Here is a 15,537-nt window from a genome sequence, read left to right as displayed (position 1 = left end):
GCGTTCGGCGGACCGCGGCATCAGCCGCGGCCGCTGAGCGCCTCGTCCGCTTCCCTGGCCAGGGCGTCGGCGATGGCGGTGCCGCCGCGGCTGTTGAGGTATTCGGAGACGCGCAGCTGCACGACCTTGCTGAAGGTCTGGTAGTGGGCGGAGCGCGGGCGGGGCTCGGCGGCCCGTAGCGCCGCGTACAGCGTCCGGGTGTACGGCGGCTCCTGGCCGGGGCGCTGCGCCGGCTGCCGGGCGGCGCCGTGTTCCGCGCGCTCGGCGTCCCCGGGCGGCAGGGTGCAGTCGGGGGCCTTCTCGGGTGCCCGGTAGGCCGAGTCGCGGGTCGCGGCGAACCCCCGCTCCAGCAGGCAGCGCTCACTGCCCGGACCGGTCAGTGCCTCGATCAACCGGCGGGCGCCCTCCGGGCGGGAGCTGGTCGCGGAGATCGCGAGGTTCTGCCCGCCCAGGACGGACATCCGCTTGCCGTCGGTGGGGCGGCCGGGCAGCTCGGCGACGTCGAACTGGACGCCCGCCTCCAGCTTCTCGGCGACCGAGGCGTACTCCACCGGCCAGTTGCGCATGAACAGCGCACGGCCGTCGGCGAACCAGCGGCGGCTCTCGGTCTCGTCCATGGTCGTGGCCTCGTGCGGCATGATCGAGTCGAGCCGGTCCTTGACGTCGGCGACGCCCTGCTGGAGCGCGCCGACCTGCTCTCCCTTGGTGAAGCTGGTCGCCTCCGGGGCGCCGCCGTTGGCCCAGGCGGACTCCAGGGTGTTGACGGTCAGCCCTTCGTACGGGCGGAGCTGGGCGACCATGCCGTACATCTTCGGGACGGCCTCGGCGTCCTCATCCGCGTTCCCGGCGGCCTTGGCGTCCTTCGCGGCCTTGCGGTTGTAGGCCCCGGCGACCTGGGCAGCCACGTTCTTCAGCTCGCCCCAGTTGGTGGGGGGCCGGTCGTATCCGTAGTCGTGAAGGATGTCCTTGCGGTAATAGAGCAGCCCGGCATCGGTGTTGAAGGGCACGCCCCACACCTTGCCCCCGTACTCGACGGTCTTGACCACGCTGTCGAGGAAGTCGGCGTCCAGGCTCGCGCCCCAGGGCCGGATGACGCCGGCCTCGGCGAACTCGGCGGTCCAGGCCACGTCGAGGTTGAGCACGTCGTAGCCGCTGTTGCCGGACTGGCCGGAGGCCAGCAGCTGGCTGCGCTGGCCGTCCGCGGTGTCCGGCAGCTTGACGATCCGCACGGTGCGGCCGGTGCGCCGCTCCCAGTCGAGGATGAGGTCCTGGCGCACACCGGAGCTGCTGAGGTCGCTGCCGGTGGCGAGGACGATCGCGCCCTTCTCCGGGGTGGGCTCCGGCCCGGACGTACAGCCGCTCGCCGCCGCCGTCAGGGTCAGGCACACCAGGGCCGCGGGCAATCCGGCCCGCCGGGCCCTCACCGGCTGTCCTTTCCGGCCGCGCCGACGGAGGCGACCAGTCCGGCGAGCAGATCGGGGGCGTCAGGACCGCCGGGCACGCACTGCCCCTTGGAGGCACCGGCCAGCCCCTGGAGGACGAAGGAGTCGCAGCCTGCCTTGCCCATGACGAGGGTGAGGACGGGCACCTCGGGTCCCTTCTTGAGGAGTGAGTTGAGGGTCTGCTCCACGCCCGACGCCCGCCCTGCGGCGCCGTCGTCCTGGTCGAGGACGAGCACGATGGCGTTGTTGGTGCCGGTGGACTTCTTCATCTCCCGTACCGCGGCGGTCAGTGCCTCCTGCATGGCCGCGCCGTGTTCGACCAGCTCCCCCTTGGCGATGCGGTCCAGGGCCGCCTTGCCCGGGGCGGGGTCGGCGGTGCCCAGCGGGACGGTCCGGCGTACCGCGCCGGGATCGGTGGGGTGCGCGCCGTCGGGGAAGGTCCACAGGCCGTACGTGTGGTGGGTGCCCACCATCTCCAGGGCGCGGCCGGCCGCGCTGAGGGCGATCGGGAGTTTGCCGCCCTCGGCCATCGAGGTGGAGGTGTCCATGAGAATCAGCAGCCGGCTGGACTTCTGCGCCTTGTCGTAGCCGTCCAGCACCCGTGTCACCTGGTCCCCGCCCGCGGTGAACGGGGTGACCGGCGCGTCGAGGTCGGCGTCCGCGCGGTCGTCGGTCAGCGGCGAGTCCGGCACCGGGTCCGGCGCCTTGCCGTCCTTGCCGGGCACCGCACGGTAGCCCTGCCTGCCGAGGATGCGGCGGCCGCCCTCGGGGTCCCTCAGCCAGTCGCCGAACCGGCCGACGGCGTCCTGGCGCGGCGCGGCGTCGGTGGCGCCCTGCCAGTCCACCCGGATCAGCGGGTGGTCGAGCGCCGGGACGTTCTTGGGGTAGTAGGCGGCGTACCGGTCGCCGGGGGCGAGCGGGCTCTCCAGGGCGGGACAACCGCCGATGGCGCGGCCGAGGTTGAAGTCGGCGAGGGACTTCTCCGAGACCAGTGGTGCCGCCCCCGTCCCGCGGCCGGTGCCGGGGCGGCCGTCCTGGCCGGTGGGCCGCAGCGAGCAGAGCAGCTCGGTGCTGCCCGCGTACTGGCTGCCCGGGGCGGAGAGCCGGCGCTCGGCGTCCCGGGCGAGGGTGGGGTCGGGGCCGCCCGCGGGAGCGATCCGCGAGCCGTCGTTGGCGAGATACAGGCCGATGGTGTGCAGCAGGCCGGTGCCGGAAAGGACGGGGCTGGGGCGCAGCAGTCGCAGGTCGCGGTGGTCGCTGTCGGTGCCGGTGAGGATCTCCTGCCAGGAGGCACCGACCTGTTCGACGTCGTCGAGGCGCCGGTTCGCCGGGATGCCGACGACGAGCGGGGTGTAGGCCACCGGGCCGGTGTGGTGCAGGGTCACCGGGGAGCCGGTGGCGGGCATGCCGCGGCGGACCTCGGCGTAGTCGGCGCTGGATTCGGGGATCCACAGATCGGGCTGCGGCCCCGGCCTGTTGAGGGGCTCGATGCCCTTGGTGGACGGGTGGCCCTTACCGGTGCCGTGGGCCTCGCCCTGCCAGCGGTCGGCGGCGGCGAAGCCCTGGTCGACCTGGTCCTTGGCCGCGGAGTAGACGGTGATCTGGGCGCGCCGGCAGCCGTCGGGAACGTCGTCCTCACCCTGCAGCGGACGGGTGTTGCTGTCGGACATCTCGTAGGCGAAGGCCGCCTGGCGCAGGGCCGGTTCGGACTCGGGGGCGGTGAGCAGGCGCAGTTCGAGGGCGGGCGGGCAGGCCGGGTCGGTCCGCAGGAGCTGGAAGGCGACGAGGCCGGCGGCGGTGAGGCCGAGGACGGTCACCAGGGCGGCGATGACCCGCAGCCAGCGGCTGAGGCGCTGCTTCAGCCACCGGCGCAAGCGGATGCGCAGCGGGGTCGGGGGCCGGACCTCGGGGGTGGCGAAGGAGAGGATGACGTCGTCGACGGTGTTCTGCTTGGCCGAGCGGGGCTCCCAGACGTCGCCCATCGGCGTCCGCTCGTGGGCCAGCCGCTCGCGCAGTGTGCGGACGAGGTCCTCGAAGGTGACGAACCGCTCGCCGGGTATGCCGCGTTCGAGGATCTGCACGACCGCGCGGGTGAAGAGGGAGCCGCCGGCCGGTTCGTCGCCGCTGAAGATCCGGCGGTTGGGCTGCGCGGCCATCAGCAGGGACATGGGTGTGCGGCGGGAGTGGAAGGTCTCGTCGGCGTTGCCGGAGTAGCAGCACTCCAGCAGGATCACGATCCGGTCGGCGCGTGCGCTGTCGAGGTAGGACAGCACCATGTCCTGCCAGGACACCGCCTTGTGGCGCTGGCGGGTGTCCGACATGCCGACCATGAGCTGCAGGTCGCCGCCGTCGCGGCCGACCCAGCCGTGGCCGGAGAAGTGCACCAGCAGCAGGCCGCGTGCCTCGTCGGTGACGGTGTCCAGGGCCTGCTCCAGCTCCCAGGGCTCCTGAGGCCGGCAGATGACGACTTCCTCGTCGGTGAACAGGTCGGTGCCGGGGGCGAGCAGGACCCGCTTGAGTTCCTCGGCGTTCGCCTCCACGGCGGGGAGTGCGGATAAGTTCTTGTAGTCGCTGACACAGATCAGCAGCGCCCGGTTGATCTTGCCCCGCGCGTCGTAGAGGGACATCCGGGTCAGTCCTCGCCGGCGCTGCCGCCCTCGGTCGACCGGCTTCGGGGATCGGGGCGTTCGGGGGCCGCGCCGCGCGGGCCCGGGTCACCGACCGGCGCCAGCCCGCCGTCGCCGTCGACGGCCACGGCCGGCGCCTCCCCCACCGCCCGTTCCTCCCGGCGCCGCCGCAGCCACTCCCGCAGGGCGATGCTCAGGCTCTTGGTCACCTCGGCGGCGACCGTGCCGATGAGGACCAGGACCAGATCGTCGATGCCGATGGCCATGTCGCCGAGGTCGCGTTCGTCCGGGGCGCCGTCGCCGCCGGACGGGCGCGGCCGCAGGGCCCAGTCGTGGCGCTGGTGTGCCAGCCACGGCTCGCGCTCCAGCCATGCCTTGAGATCCTCGATGTCCTGGTGTGCGTTGTTCGTGCCCGTGATCCTGATACGGATCTCGTGACGGTCAGCCTTGTCCGGCATCCCCCGGCCCCCTTCCGGCGGCGCCATCGCCCGCCGTGCCACCAGATAGTGACGTGGGATCAGGCGCGGGGGCAACCGTCCGTGACCTCCGGAGCACCCTGTGGTGTGCGCCACAGCGCCTGCCACAGGGCTGCGTCGCAGGTCAAGGGTGAGTTGACGGGCATTCGTGGGGCGTGGTGGACTGCCGGAGCCATTCGGCGACAGATGAGGAAGTCCGGTGAGAATCCGGCGCGGTCCCGCCACTGTCACCGGGGAGCGTTCCTCCAGGAGAGGTCACGGCCCGTCACGCGTCGTCCGTCAGGTCGCGCGCGTACGGGCTGGAAGGCCGGGGGAAGCGCCGATCCGGGAGCCAGGAGACTCTCGTCGCCGTCACGTCGAGCCAGGGCGCGGACCCTGAGTGAGGACATACCGCCATGCCCGGCCGCAGTTCGAGATGCCCGTTGAGCGACGCCGCAGCATCCCTTCGAGGACTGACGGCGGTCTGATCCGATGCGTGCCGAACACGCCACGTACGCGTGCGGCGCGGCCCTCGGCTTTCTCGGCGACCTGATCGCGGCGGACCCCCGGCGCGGCCATCCGGTGGCCGCGTTCGGCCGGGCCGCGGGTGCCGTCGAGCGCCGGCTGTGGCGCGACCACCGCGGCCGGGGAGCGGCCCATGCCCTGCTGTGCGCGGGCGGCGCGGCCGCGGGCGCCGCGCTCGTGCAGCGCGCCGTACGCGGCTCCCTGACCTCGCCGCTTCCCGGCGGTGGCGCCCGCACCCGTACCGCCGCCGGCGTCGCCCTGACCGCGGCGACGGTCTGGGCCGTGCTGGGCGGCACCTCGCTGGGCCGGGAGGCGCGGGCCATCGGCGGCGCGCTGACGGCGGGCGACCCGGATCTGGCGCGGGAGCGGCTGCCGCATCTGTGCGGGCGCGACCCGCAGGCACTGGACGAGCCGCAGATGGCGCGCGCGGTGGTCGAGTCGGTCGCGGAGAACACGTCGGACGCGGTGGTCGGCGCGCTGGTATGGGGTGCGCTGGGCGGTGTGCCCGGCCTGGTGGCGTTCCGTGCGGTGAACACCCTGGACGCGATGGTGGGTCATAAATCGCCTCGATACCGCCGGTTCGGCTGGGCGTCGGCCCGGCTCGACGACGTGGCCGGCTGGCCCGGGGCCCGGCTGACCGCGGCCCTCACGGTGCTCGCGGGCCCCGACCGGCGCGGCGCGCTGAACGCCTGGCGGGCCGACGGCGGCGCGCACCCCAGCCCCAACGCGGGCCCGGTGGAGGCGTCGTTCGCGGGGGCGCTTGGCGTCCGGCTGGGCGGCACGCTGGCGTACGGCGGGCGGGTGGAGCACCGGCCGGTGCTCAACGGCGCGGCGCGACCGGTCGGCGTGCCCGACATCGAGCGGGCGGTCCGGCTCTCGCGCCGGGTGAGCGTGCTGGCGCTGGCGACGACGGTCGCGGGCCGGCTCGCGGTGGGCGCGGTCCGGGCGGCGAGGGCGCACGGCCGGGCGGGTTCGGCACGGCTCACGGCACAGCGATGCCCCGGCAGATGAGGAGGGCCCGGTGACGGGACGGTTCGAGGTGTCCGGCGGGTCCGTCGGCGGTGGCCTGCTGGTGGCCGGCACGACGTCCGACGCGGGCAAGAGCGTGGTCACGGCCGGCATCTGCCGGTGGCTGGTTCGCCAGGGCGTCCGCGTCGCGCCGTTCAAGGCGCAGAACATGTCGCTGAACTCCTTCGTGACGCGTGAGGGCGCGGAGATCGGACGGGCGCAGGCGATGCAGGCGGCGGCCGCCCGGGTCGAGCCGACGGCGCTGATGAATCCGGTGCTGCTCAAGCCCGGCAGCGACCGCAGCAGCCAGGTGGTGCTGCTGGGCAAGCCGGTGGGCGAGCTGAGCGCCACGGGATACTTCGGGCACCCCGACGGCCGGACGCCCGGCGCGGGGCCGTACGCCGGGCGGCGCGAGGCGCTGCTGGGTACGGTCACCGACTGCCTCCAGGAACTTCGGCGCACCCATGACGCGGTGATCTGCGAGGGCGCGGGCAGCCCCGCCGAGATCAATCTGCGCCGGACCGACATCGTCAACATGGGCATCGCGCGGGCCGGCCGGCTGCCCGTCGTGGTGGTCGGGGACATCGACAGGGGCGGGGTGTTCGCCTCCTTCTTCGGCACCACGGCGCTGCTGTCGAAGGAGGACCAGTCGCTGATCGCGGGCTATGTCGTCAACAAGTTCCGCGGCGATGTGACGCTGCTGGAGCCGGGGTTGGAGATGCTGCGCGGCCTCACCGGCCGGCCGACGCTCGGCGTGCTGCCCTTCGCCCACGGGCTCGGCATCGACGAGGAGGACGGCCTGCGGGTCTCGCTGCGCGGCGCGGTGCGCGAGAGCGTGGTGGCGCCGCCGCACGGCGCGGACGTCCTGCGGGTCGCGGTGGCCGCGGTGCCGCTGATGTCCAACTTCACGGACGTGGACGCGCTGGCCGCAGAACCCGGCGTGGTCGTGCGGTTCGTGGACCGGGCCGAGGAACTGGCCGACGCGGACCTGGTGGTGCTGCCGGGCACCCGGGGCACGGTCCGGGCGCTGGAGTGGCTGCGCGAGCGCGGTCTGGCGGACGCGATCGCGCGCCGGGCCGCCGAGGGCCGTCCGGTGCTGGGCATCTGCGGCGGGTTCCAGATGCTCGGCGAGCACATCGACGACGAGGTGGAGTCGCGGGCGGGCGCGGTGCCCGGCCTCGGGCTGCTGCCCGTCCGGGTGCGCTTCGCCGTGGAGAAGACGCTGGCGCGCCCCGTCGGGCAGGCGCTGGACGAGCCCGTGGAGGGCTACGAGATCCACCACGGGGTGGCCGAGGTCAACGGCGGGCAGACGTTCATCTCCGACGGCCGCGGGCAGAGTCTGGACGGGTGCCGGGTCGGCTCGGTGTGGGGCACCCACTGGCACGGCTCGCTGGAGAGCGACGCGTTCCGGCGGGCCTTTCTGCGGCAGGTCGCGGCGGACGCGGGCCGGGCCTTCGTGCCGGCCCCCGACACCTGCTTCGGCACGCTGCGCGAGGAGCAGCTGGACCGGCTGGGCGATCTGATCGAGGAGCACGCGGACACCGACGCGCTGCTGCGGCTGATCGAGGAGGGGGTGCCGCAGGGGCTGCCGTTCGTCCCTCCGGGCGCGCCGTGAGGAGCCGGCGGACAAGGACGTACCACCCCCGTGGAAGCGGGGGCCACAGTGCCACGGCGGCCGGGGCCGCGGTGGCAGATCACGTGCGCGGGCGTAGTGCGCCCGCAGGAGGCATCAACGCATGACCACGACTCCCAACTATCCCTTCACCGCGGTAGTCGGCATGGACGATCTCCGGCTGGCGCTGCTGCTGAACGCGGTCAGCCCCGCGGTCGGCGGTGTGCTGGTGCGTGGCGAGAAGGGCACCGCCAAGAGCACGGCGGTGCGTGCCCTGTCGTCGCTGATGCCGCCCGTGGACGTGATCACCGGCTGCCGCTTCTCCTGCGCTCCGGTCGCGCCCGACCCGGCCTGCCCGGACGGCCCGCACGAGGCGGGTGCGGGCGAGGACCGCCCGACGCGGATGGTCGAACTGCCCGTCGGCGCCTCGGAGGACCGGCTGGTGGGCGCGCTGGACATCGAACGGGCGCTGTCGGAGGGCGTCAAGGCCTTCGAGCCCGGCCTGCTGGCCGACGCGCACCGCGGGGTGCTCTACGTCGACGAGGTCAACCTGCTCCACGACCACCTCGTGGACCTGCTGCTGGACGCGGCGGCGATGGGCGCCTCCTACGTCGAGCGCGAGGGCGTCTCGGTACGGCACGCGGCGCGCTTCCTGCTCGTCGGCACCATGAACCCCGAAGAGGGCGAGCTGCGGCCGCAGTTGCTGGACCGCTTCGGGCTGACGGTCGAGGTCGCGGCCTCCCGCGAGCCGGACCGGCGCGTCGAGGTCGTCCGCCGCCGGCTGGCCTACGACGCCGACCCGGCGGGCTTCGCGGCGCGCTGGGCCGCCGAGGAGGACGAGCTGCGCCTGCGCATCACGGCGGCGCGGGAGCGGCTGCCCGCCGTGACGCTCGGGGACGCCGCCCTCCGGCAGATCGCCGCGACCTGCGCGGCGTTCGAGGTGGACGGGATGCGCGCGGACATCGTGATGGCGCGCACCGCGACCGCGCTCGCGGCCTGGGCCGGGCGGACCGACGTACTGGCCGAGGACGTCCGGCAGGCCGCGCTCCTCGCGCTGCCGCACCGGCGGCGCCGCAATCCCTTCGACGCGCCGGGCCTGGACGAGGACAAACTGGACGAGACGCTGGAGGAGTTCGGCGGGTCGGACGACGGCGACGACGACCCGGAGCCGGACGGGCCGGACGGCGGTCCCGAGGGCGGACCCGACGGCCCGGACGGCGGCCCCGACGGCGGCCCGGACGGTCCCGGCGGGCAGCCGCCGCAGGACGGCGGGCCCGAGGGCCGGGACGACCGGACGCCCCCGGCGGGCCCGGAGCCGGAGTCGGGCACGGCAGACCCCGCCGACACCGGAGCACCGGCCCCCGAGCCGTCCGCCGAACAGCCCCCGGCGGGCCCCGGACCGGAGCGCGCGGCGGTGGGTGCGGCCGAGCCGTTCACCACGCGGCGGCTGGACGTTCCCGGACTGGGCGAGGGTGCGGACGGCCGCAGGTCGCGGGCCCGTACCGCGCACGGCCGGACCACCGGCGCCCGGCGCCCGCAAGGGGCGTTGAGCAAGCTGCACCTGTCCGCGACGGTGCAGGCCGCGGCGCCGCACCAGCGGGCCCGCGGGCGCAGCGGGCGGGGCCTGGTGGTGCGCCGGGACGATCTGCGCGAGGCGGTGCGCGAGGGCCGGGAGGGCAATCTCGTGCTGTTCGTCGTGGACGCGTCCGGTTCGATGGCGGCGCGGCAGCGGATGAGCGCGGTCAAGGGCGCGGTGCTCTCGCTGCTGCTCGACGCCTACCAGCGCCGCGACAAGATCGGCATGATCACCTTCCGCGGGAAGGGCGCCGAGCTGGCGCTGCCGCCGACCTCCTCGGTGGAGGCGGGGGCGGCGCGGCTGGAGCAGCTGCCCACCGGCGGGCGGACACCGCTGTCGGAGGGCCTGCTCAAGGCCCACGAGGTGCTGCGCGTGGAGCGGATGCGGGACGCCTCGCGCCGGCCGCTGCTGGTGGTCGTCACGGACGGCCGCGCGACCGGCGGCGACCAGCCCTTGCCGCGGGCCACCCGAGCCGGCCGCCTGCTGGCCTCGGAGGGCGTCGCGTCGGTCGTCGTGGACTGCGAGCAGGGGCCCGTCCGGCTGGGGTTGGCGGGCGAACTGGCCCGGGCCCTGCAGGGCACCGCGGTCACCCTCGACGAGCTGCGCGCGGACAGCGTCTCGGCGCTCGTCCGTGAGGTGCAGGGAAGCCACGGCGGGCACACCGCACGGTCGGGCCCCGCCGGCCGCGGCCGGAGCGGTGTGCAGGAATCAGCTCACGCAGCCGGCGGCAGGACCGCCCGCACCACTGATCACACTCAAGGATCCCGGAGGGTCGCGTAATGCCGCAGGGACAGCCGTCCGTCGTACCGAACGACGGGCTCACCACCCGCCAGCGCCGCAATCGGCCGCTGGTCTTCGTCCACACGGGCATCGGCAAGGGCAAGTCCACCGCCGCCTTCGGTCTGGCGCTGCGCGCCTGGAACCAGGGCTGGCCGGTCGGGGTGTTCCAGTTCGTGAAGTCGGCGAAGTGGAAGGTCGGCGAGGAGCGCGCGCTGAAGGTCCTCGGCGAGACCGGCGAGGGCGGCAGCGTCGCCTGGCACAAGATGGGCGAGGGCTGGTCCTGGGTGCAGCGCGACATCGCCTCCAGCGAGGACGCGGCGCGCGAGGGCTGGGAGCAGGTCAAGCGGGATCTCGCCGCCGAGACCTACAAGCTGCTGGTGCTGGACGAGTTCGCCTACCCGATGCACTGGGGCTGGATCGACACCGAGGAGGTGGTGTCGGTGCTGCGCGACCGCCCGGGTACGCAGCACGTCGTCATCACCGGCCGCAACGCCCCTCGGCCCCTGGTGGACTTCGCCGACCTGGTGACGGACATGTCCAAGGTCAAGCACCCGATGGACGAGGGCCAGAAGGGCCAGCGGGGCATCGAATGGTGAGCGCGGCGTGAGCGGAGCGACGATCCCGCGGCTGGTCATCGCCGCGCCCGCCTCCGGAGCGGGCAAGACGACGGTGGCCACCGGCCTGATGGCGGCGTTCGCCGAGGCCGGCCTCGCGGTCTCCCCGCACAAGGTGGGCCCCGACTACATCGATCCCGGCTACCACTCCCTGGCCACCGGCCGCCCGGGCCGCAACCTCGACGCCTACCTGTGCGGGACCGGCCGGATCGCCCCGCTGTTCCTGCACGGGTCGGCGGGCGCGGACCTGGCGGTCGTCGAGGGCGTGATGGGTCTGTTCGACGGGGCGTCGGGGCAGGGCGAGCTGTCGTCGACGGCGCAGGTGGCGAAGGTGCTGCGGGCGCCGGTGGTGCTGGTGGTGGACGCGTCCTCGCAGTCCCGGTCGGTGGCCGCGCTGGTGCACGGCTTCGCGTCCTGGGACCCGGAGGTCCGGCTGGCCGGGGTGATCCTCAACAAGGTCGGCTCGGACCGCCACGAGGCGCTGCTCCGCGAGGCGATGGAATCGTCCGGGGTGCCGGTGCTCGGCGCCCTGCGGCGTACGCAGCAGGCCCGTACCCCGTCGCGGCATCTGGGCCTGGTGCCGGTCGCCGAGCGCCGTACGGACGCGGTGGAGTCGGTGCGCGAACTCGCCGCGCGGGTGCGCGAGGGCTGCGACCTCAAGGCGCTGCTGGCCCTGGCGCACGACGTGCCGCGGCTGACGGACACGCCCTGGGATCCGGCCGCGGAGGTGGCGCCCGTCGTCGGCGCGACGGCCGGGGCCGCTCCCACCGACGCGGCCGCCGGGAAGCCGCTGATCGCCGTCGCGGGAGGCGCCGCCTTCACCTTCTCGTACGCGGAGCACGCCGAGCTGCTGGCCGCCGCGGGCGCCGAAGTGGCGCCCTTCGACCCGCTGCACGACGAGCAACTGCCGCCCGGCACCCAGGGGTTGGTGATCGGCGGCGGCTTCCCCGAGGTGTACGCGCCGGACCTGTCGGCGAACGCCCCGCTGCGATCGGCGGTGGCCGCGCTGGCCGCCTCCGGGGCCCCGGTGTCCGCCGAGTGCGCCGGGCTGCTCTACCTCTCCCGCTCCATCGACGGCAAGCCGATGTGCGGGGTGCTGCCCGCGGACGCCCGGATGACCGAGCGGCTCACGCTGGGCTACCGGGAGGCGGTGGCGCTCCAGGACAACGCGCTGGCGGCCGCCGGGACGCGGGTGCGCGGCCACGAGTTCCATCGCACGACGCTGGAGCCGGGCGCCGGGGCGTCGCCCGCGTGGGGCCTGACCCACCCGGAGCGCCGGGTCGAGGGCTTCGTCAGCGGCGGCGTGCACGCCTCGTATCTGCATGTGCACTGGGCGGCCGAGCCCTCGCTGGCCGGCCGCCTGGTCGAGAGCGCCGCACGGAGCACGCCGTCCGCCGCGCCGGGCGGTGCCGGGTGACCGGCGGCCGGGGAGCCGGCGGCCCGGCCGCCGTGCTGGACCATCTCGTCTACGCCACCCCGGACCTGGACCGCACGGTCGCCGAGGTGGCGGAACTGACCGGTGTGCGCCCCGCCCCGGGCGGCAGCCATCCGGGCCGGGGTACCCGCAATCACCTGCTGGGGCTGGGCGGCGGGGCCTACTTCGAGATCATCGGGCCGGATCCGGAGCAGCCCGCGCCGGACGGACCGCGGTGGTTCGGCATCGATGCGCTGTCCGGTCCCGAACTGGTCACCTGGGCGGTCCGGGTCACCGGCATCGCGTCGTCCGTCGCCCACGCGCGGGCCCACGGCTACGACCCCGGCGACGCGGTCGCGATGAGCCGCCGGGCCCCGGACGGCGGCCGTATCGCCTGGCGGCTGACGCCGCCGTGCGCGGGCGGCGGCCGCACGCCGTTCCTGCTCGACTGGGGCGACACGCAGCACCCGTCCGACGCCCCTCTCCCCGAACTGCCGTTGGTCTCGCTCACCGCGAGCGACCCCGAGCCGGACGCCGTCGCGGGCCGGCTGGCGGCGCTCGGCGCACGGTGGCCGGGACAGCCGCTCACCAGCGGGCCCGGCGGGCTCACCGCCGTCCTGGCAGGCCGGCAGGGGCCGGTGGCCTTCGGCCGGGGAGCTGTCGCGGTATGACGGGCCGGGCGGGAGGCGGGCCGCGCGACGGCGCCGGCGAGGCGCCGCGGACCGGACCCGCTCGTGCGGCGCGCCCTCCGGCAACGGAGGGCGAGCAGCCGCTACCGCCCGCCGCACCACTGGTCGTCGGTGTCGGAGCGAGCCGGGGCGTGGCGGTGGCGGAGGTGCTGGACCTCATCGCGGCCGCCCTCGCGTCCGCGGGACGGCCGGCGGGCGCGCTGACCGCGCTGGCGACGGCGACGGCCAAGGCCGCGGAGCCGGGGCTGGTCGGGGCGGCACGGCGGCTCGGGGTGCCGCTACGGTCGTTCCCGGCGCAGGTGCTCGCGACCGTGCCGGTACCGGCGCCGTCCGCTGCCGCTTCGGCCGCGGTCGGGACGCCGAGCGTCGCGGAGGCCGCCGCGCTGCTCGCCGCCGGGCCGGGGGCCGAACTGGTCGCGGGCAAGCGGAAGTCGGCGCCGTACGGCCGTGCGGCCCGGGCGACCTGCGCGCTCGCCATCGGGACGGGACCGGACACCTCGGGCCTTACCGACAGTACGTGGGGAGCGGCCACCGCCCCCTTGCACCCGGCGGATATCGTCATGACCTCCCCCACCACGCCCCGCAGCGGCCCGCCGTCCGCACCGCCGCGCCCGACAGCGAGACCCCGGCTCCAAGGAGACGTTGTGACCACCCCTCCCGCTCTGCTCATCGCCGGTCACGGCACCCGAGACGCCAGCGGGGCCGAGGCCCTGCGTGCCCTGGTGCGGGCACTCGACGAGCGCCACCCCGACGTGCCCGTCGCGGGCGGCTTCTTCGGCTCCTCACCGGTCCGGCCACTGGACGACGCCGTCGAGGAGCTGGTCGAGCGGGGCGCGACCCGGATCGCCGCCGTGCCGCTGCTGCTGGACCCGAGCGGGCAGGCGCCCGACGCGCTCCCCGTCTCGCTGGCGCGGGCGGCCGAGCGCCACCCCGGCCTGGACTACGCCTGCGGCGCCGAACTGGGGCCGCACCCCAAGCTGCTCGCCGTGCTGGAGCGGCGGCTGGACGAGGCGTTGGGCGGCGGCGCCCGCAGGCCGGAGGACCGGGCCCGTACGACGGTGCTGCTGGTGGGCCGCGGCGCCCCCGACCCGCACGCCAACGCCGAGGTGGCGCGGGCCGCGCGCCTGCTCTGGGAGGGCCGCGGCTTCGCCGGTGTGGAGACCGCGTTCGTCTCGCACGCGGCACCCGACGTGCCGGCCGGGCTCGACCGGTGCAGCGTGCTGGCCGCGGCGGCCCCGGGACGGGGCGGCCCGCCACGCATCGTCGTGCTGCCCTACTTCCTGTTCCGCGGTGACCTGTTGGCGCGGCTGCGGATGCAGTCCGAGGGCTGGGCCGCGGCGCACCCGGGCATCGAGGTGCTCGGCGCCGGAGTGATCGGCCCCGAACCGGAACTGGCCGACGTGGTCATGGAGCGCTACCGGGAGGCGGTGGCCGGCGATCCCCTGCTCCGGGACGGGCACCCCGACTGCGCGGTGGCGGCGGAGGACGGCCTCGGCACGGCCTGCGCACCGGAGCAGGCGGGTCCGGCCGGGGAGCGGGGTGGCCATGTCAGCGCCGGCTGAGTCCGCACGGCGGCCGGCGGTACGGCCGCAGTCCCCGCCGCCGCACGAGCCCGACCTGCGACACCACGGCGACGCCGAAGTACGGGGCGCAGACGGCGGGCTGACGGACCTGGCGGTCAACGTCAGGACCGGCACTCCCCCGGCCTGGCTCAAGGCCCGGATCGCCGCGTCCCTCGACGGTCTCGCCGCGTATCCGGACGGCCGGGCGGCACGCCGGGCGGTCGCGGCGCGGCACGGCCTGCCGGTCGAACGGGTGCTGCTGACGTCGGGCGCCGCCGAGGCCTTCGTGCTGATCGCCCGCGCCGTGGCCGCCCGCAGGCCGGTCGTGGTGCATCCGCAGTTCACCGAGCCGGAGGCGGCCCTGCGGGACGCCGGGCACACGGTGGAGCGGGTGCTGCTCGGCGAGGACGACGGCTTCCGGCTGGCGGGTGCGACGGTGCCCGACGAAGCCGATCTGGTGGTCGTCGGCAACCCGACCAATCCGACCTCCGTGCTCCATCCCGCGGACGCCCTGGCCCGGTTGGCGCGTCCGGGCCGCACGCTGGTCGTGGACGAGGCGTTCATGGACGCGGTGCCCGGTGAGCGGGCGTCGCTGGCCGGGCGCACGGATCTGCCGGGCCTGGTGGTGCTGCGCAGCCTCACCAAGACATGGGGGCTCGCGGGGCTGCGCGTCGGCTATGTGCTGGCCGAGCCCGGCACCGTCGCCGCCCTGGAGCGGGCCCAGCCGCTGTGGCCGGTCTCCAGCCCGGCGCTGGCCGCGGCCGAGGCGTGCTGCGAGTCCGCCGCGCTCGACGAGGCGGCCGCGGCGGCGGTCGGGATCGCCGCCGACCGGGACCATCTGCGGGCCAGGCTGGGCGAGTTCCCCGGGATACGGGCCGTCGGCCCCGCCGAAGGGCCGTTCGTGCTGATCCGGCTGCCGCGTGCGGCGGCGGTACGCGCCGGGCTGCGCGAGCGCGGCTTCGCGGTGCGCCGTGGCGACACCTTCCCGGGCCTCGGACCCGACTGGCTCCGGCTCGCCGTCCGCGACCGGGCGACGACGGACCGCTTCGTGACGGCCCTCGCGGAGGTGCTCGCCACCGGCCCGGCGGCGGAGCCCGCCAACTGACCGAGAGCCCCGCCGGGTTCCCCGTGAACCACGCTTCTACGGGGACCCCGGCGGGGTGAGGCACACCGCGCCGGCCGTCACCGGCCACGCGGCACACCTCGGGCCGTATCCACGCCCGGCGCCCCCAC

General features: G+C 75.5%; 11 protein-coding genes, 1 pseudogene and 1 riboswitch. Of the genes and pseudogenes, 9 read left to right on the top strand and 3 right to left on the bottom strand.

Annotated features, from left to right (window positions below):
- Positions 1-20: 20 nt before the first annotated feature.
- Genes QOM21_RS28035 through QOM21_RS28025 form a run of 3 tightly spaced genes read right to left on the bottom strand, consistent with a single transcriptional unit; the run spans position 21 to position 4,527 of the window.
- The gene (locus QOM21_RS28035) at positions 21-1,424 is read right to left on the bottom strand and encodes an extracellular solute-binding protein (protein ID WP_407553773.1); all 1,404 of its coding nucleotides are present in this window, start codon (positions 1,422-1,424) and stop codon (positions 21-23) included.
- On the bottom strand, positions 1,421-4,069 hold the full coding sequence (locus QOM21_RS28030) for a caspase family protein (protein ID WP_407553772.1): 2,649 nt from the start codon (positions 4,067-4,069) through the stop codon (positions 1,421-1,423). The genes QOM21_RS28035 and QOM21_RS28030 overlap by 4 nt, the downstream gene beginning before the upstream one ends.
- A gap of 5 nt (positions 4,070-4,074) precedes the next feature.
- Entirely contained in the window at positions 4,075-4,527 is a 453-nt protein-coding gene (locus tag QOM21_RS28025) for a hypothetical protein (protein ID WP_407553771.1), read from the bottom strand.
- Between the two features lie 204 nt (positions 4,528-4,731).
- Positions 4,732-4,887: riboswitch (cobalamin riboswitch) on the top strand.
- A gap of 129 nt (positions 4,888-5,016) precedes the next feature.
- On the opposite strand from QOM21_RS28025, the gene QOM21_RS28020 reads away from it, so the two are divergent.
- From QOM21_RS28020 to cobC, 9 genes and pseudogenes are all read left to right on the top strand, one after another.
- Positions 5,017-6,060: a cobalamin biosynthesis protein gene (locus QOM21_RS28020; RefSeq protein ID WP_407553770.1), complete on the top strand. Its 1,044-nt coding sequence runs from the start codon at positions 5,017-5,019 to the stop codon at positions 6,058-6,060.
- Positions 6,061-6,070: 10 nt separating this feature from the next.
- Entirely contained in the window at positions 6,071-7,672 is a 1,602-nt protein-coding gene (locus QOM21_RS28015) for a cobyric acid synthase (RefSeq protein WP_407553769.1), read from the top strand.
- Positions 7,673-7,793: 121 nt separating this feature from the next.
- Positions 7,794-10,025, top strand: a complete 2,232-nt coding sequence (locus tag QOM21_RS28010) for a putative cobaltochelatase (protein ID WP_407553768.1) — start codon at positions 7,794-7,796, stop codon at positions 10,023-10,025.
- Positions 10,025-10,621: a cob(I)yrinic acid a,c-diamide adenosyltransferase gene (cobO, locus tag QOM21_RS28005; protein ID WP_407553767.1), complete on the top strand. Its 597-nt coding sequence runs from the start codon at positions 10,025-10,027 to the stop codon at positions 10,619-10,621. Before QOM21_RS28010 ends, cobO begins: the two co-directional genes overlap by 1 nt.
- Positions 10,622-10,628: 7 nt before the next feature.
- Positions 10,629-12,056: a cobyrinate a,c-diamide synthase gene (locus QOM21_RS28000; RefSeq protein WP_407553766.1), complete on the top strand. Its 1,428-nt coding sequence runs from the start codon at positions 10,629-10,631 to the stop codon at positions 12,054-12,056.
- Positions 12,053-12,724, top strand: a complete 672-nt coding sequence (locus QOM21_RS27995) for a VOC family protein (protein WP_407553765.1) — start codon at positions 12,053-12,055, stop codon at positions 12,722-12,724. Before QOM21_RS28000 ends, QOM21_RS27995 begins: the two co-directional genes overlap by 4 nt.
- A pseudogene (locus QOM21_RS27990) lies at positions 12,721-13,206 on the top strand (cobalamin biosynthesis protein); the annotation flags it as partial. The gene QOM21_RS27995 and the pseudogene QOM21_RS27990, both read left to right, overlap by 4 nt.
- A gap of 180 nt (positions 13,207-13,386) precedes the next feature.
- Positions 13,387-14,304: a sirohydrochlorin chelatase gene (locus tag QOM21_RS27985; protein WP_407555869.1), complete on the top strand. Its 918-nt coding sequence runs from the start codon at positions 13,387-13,389 to the stop codon at positions 14,302-14,304.
- The gene (gene cobC, locus QOM21_RS27980) at positions 14,288-15,409 is read left to right on the top strand and encodes an Rv2231c family pyridoxal phosphate-dependent protein CobC (RefSeq protein WP_407553764.1); all 1,122 of its coding nucleotides are present in this window, start codon (positions 14,288-14,290) and stop codon (positions 15,407-15,409) included. Before QOM21_RS27985 ends, cobC begins: the two co-directional genes overlap by 17 nt.
- Positions 15,410-15,537: the final 128 nt, after the last annotated feature.

The organism is Streptomyces sp. Pv4-95, assembly GCF_045782725.1.
Taxonomy (GTDB): Bacteria; Actinomycetota; Actinomycetes; order Streptomycetales; family Streptomycetaceae; genus Streptomyces.
Note: the sequence above shows the minus strand (reverse complement) of the source record. Positions and strands in the feature narration are given on the sequence as shown.

Coding starts and splice junctions, on each gene's coding strand:
- cobO (WP_407553767.1), top strand. CDS start 10,025: ATGCCGCAGGGACAGCCGTCCGTCGTACCGAACGACGGGCTCACCACC.
- cobC (WP_407553764.1), top strand. CDS start 14,288: ATGTCAGCGCCGGCTGAGTCCGCACGGCGGCCGGCGGTACGGCCGCAG.
- QOM21_RS28020 (WP_407553770.1), top strand. CDS start 5,017: ATGCGTGCCGAACACGCCACGTACGCGTGCGGCGCGGCCCTCGGCTTT.
- QOM21_RS28025 (WP_407553771.1), bottom strand. CDS start 4,527: ATGCCGGACAAGGCTGACCGTCACGAGATCCGTATCAGGATCACGGGC.
- QOM21_RS28030 (WP_407553772.1), bottom strand. CDS start 4,069: ATGTCCCTCTACGACGCGCGGGGCAAGATCAACCGGGCGCTGCTGATC.
- QOM21_RS28010 (WP_407553768.1), top strand. CDS start 7,794: ATGACCACGACTCCCAACTATCCCTTCACCGCGGTAGTCGGCATGGAC.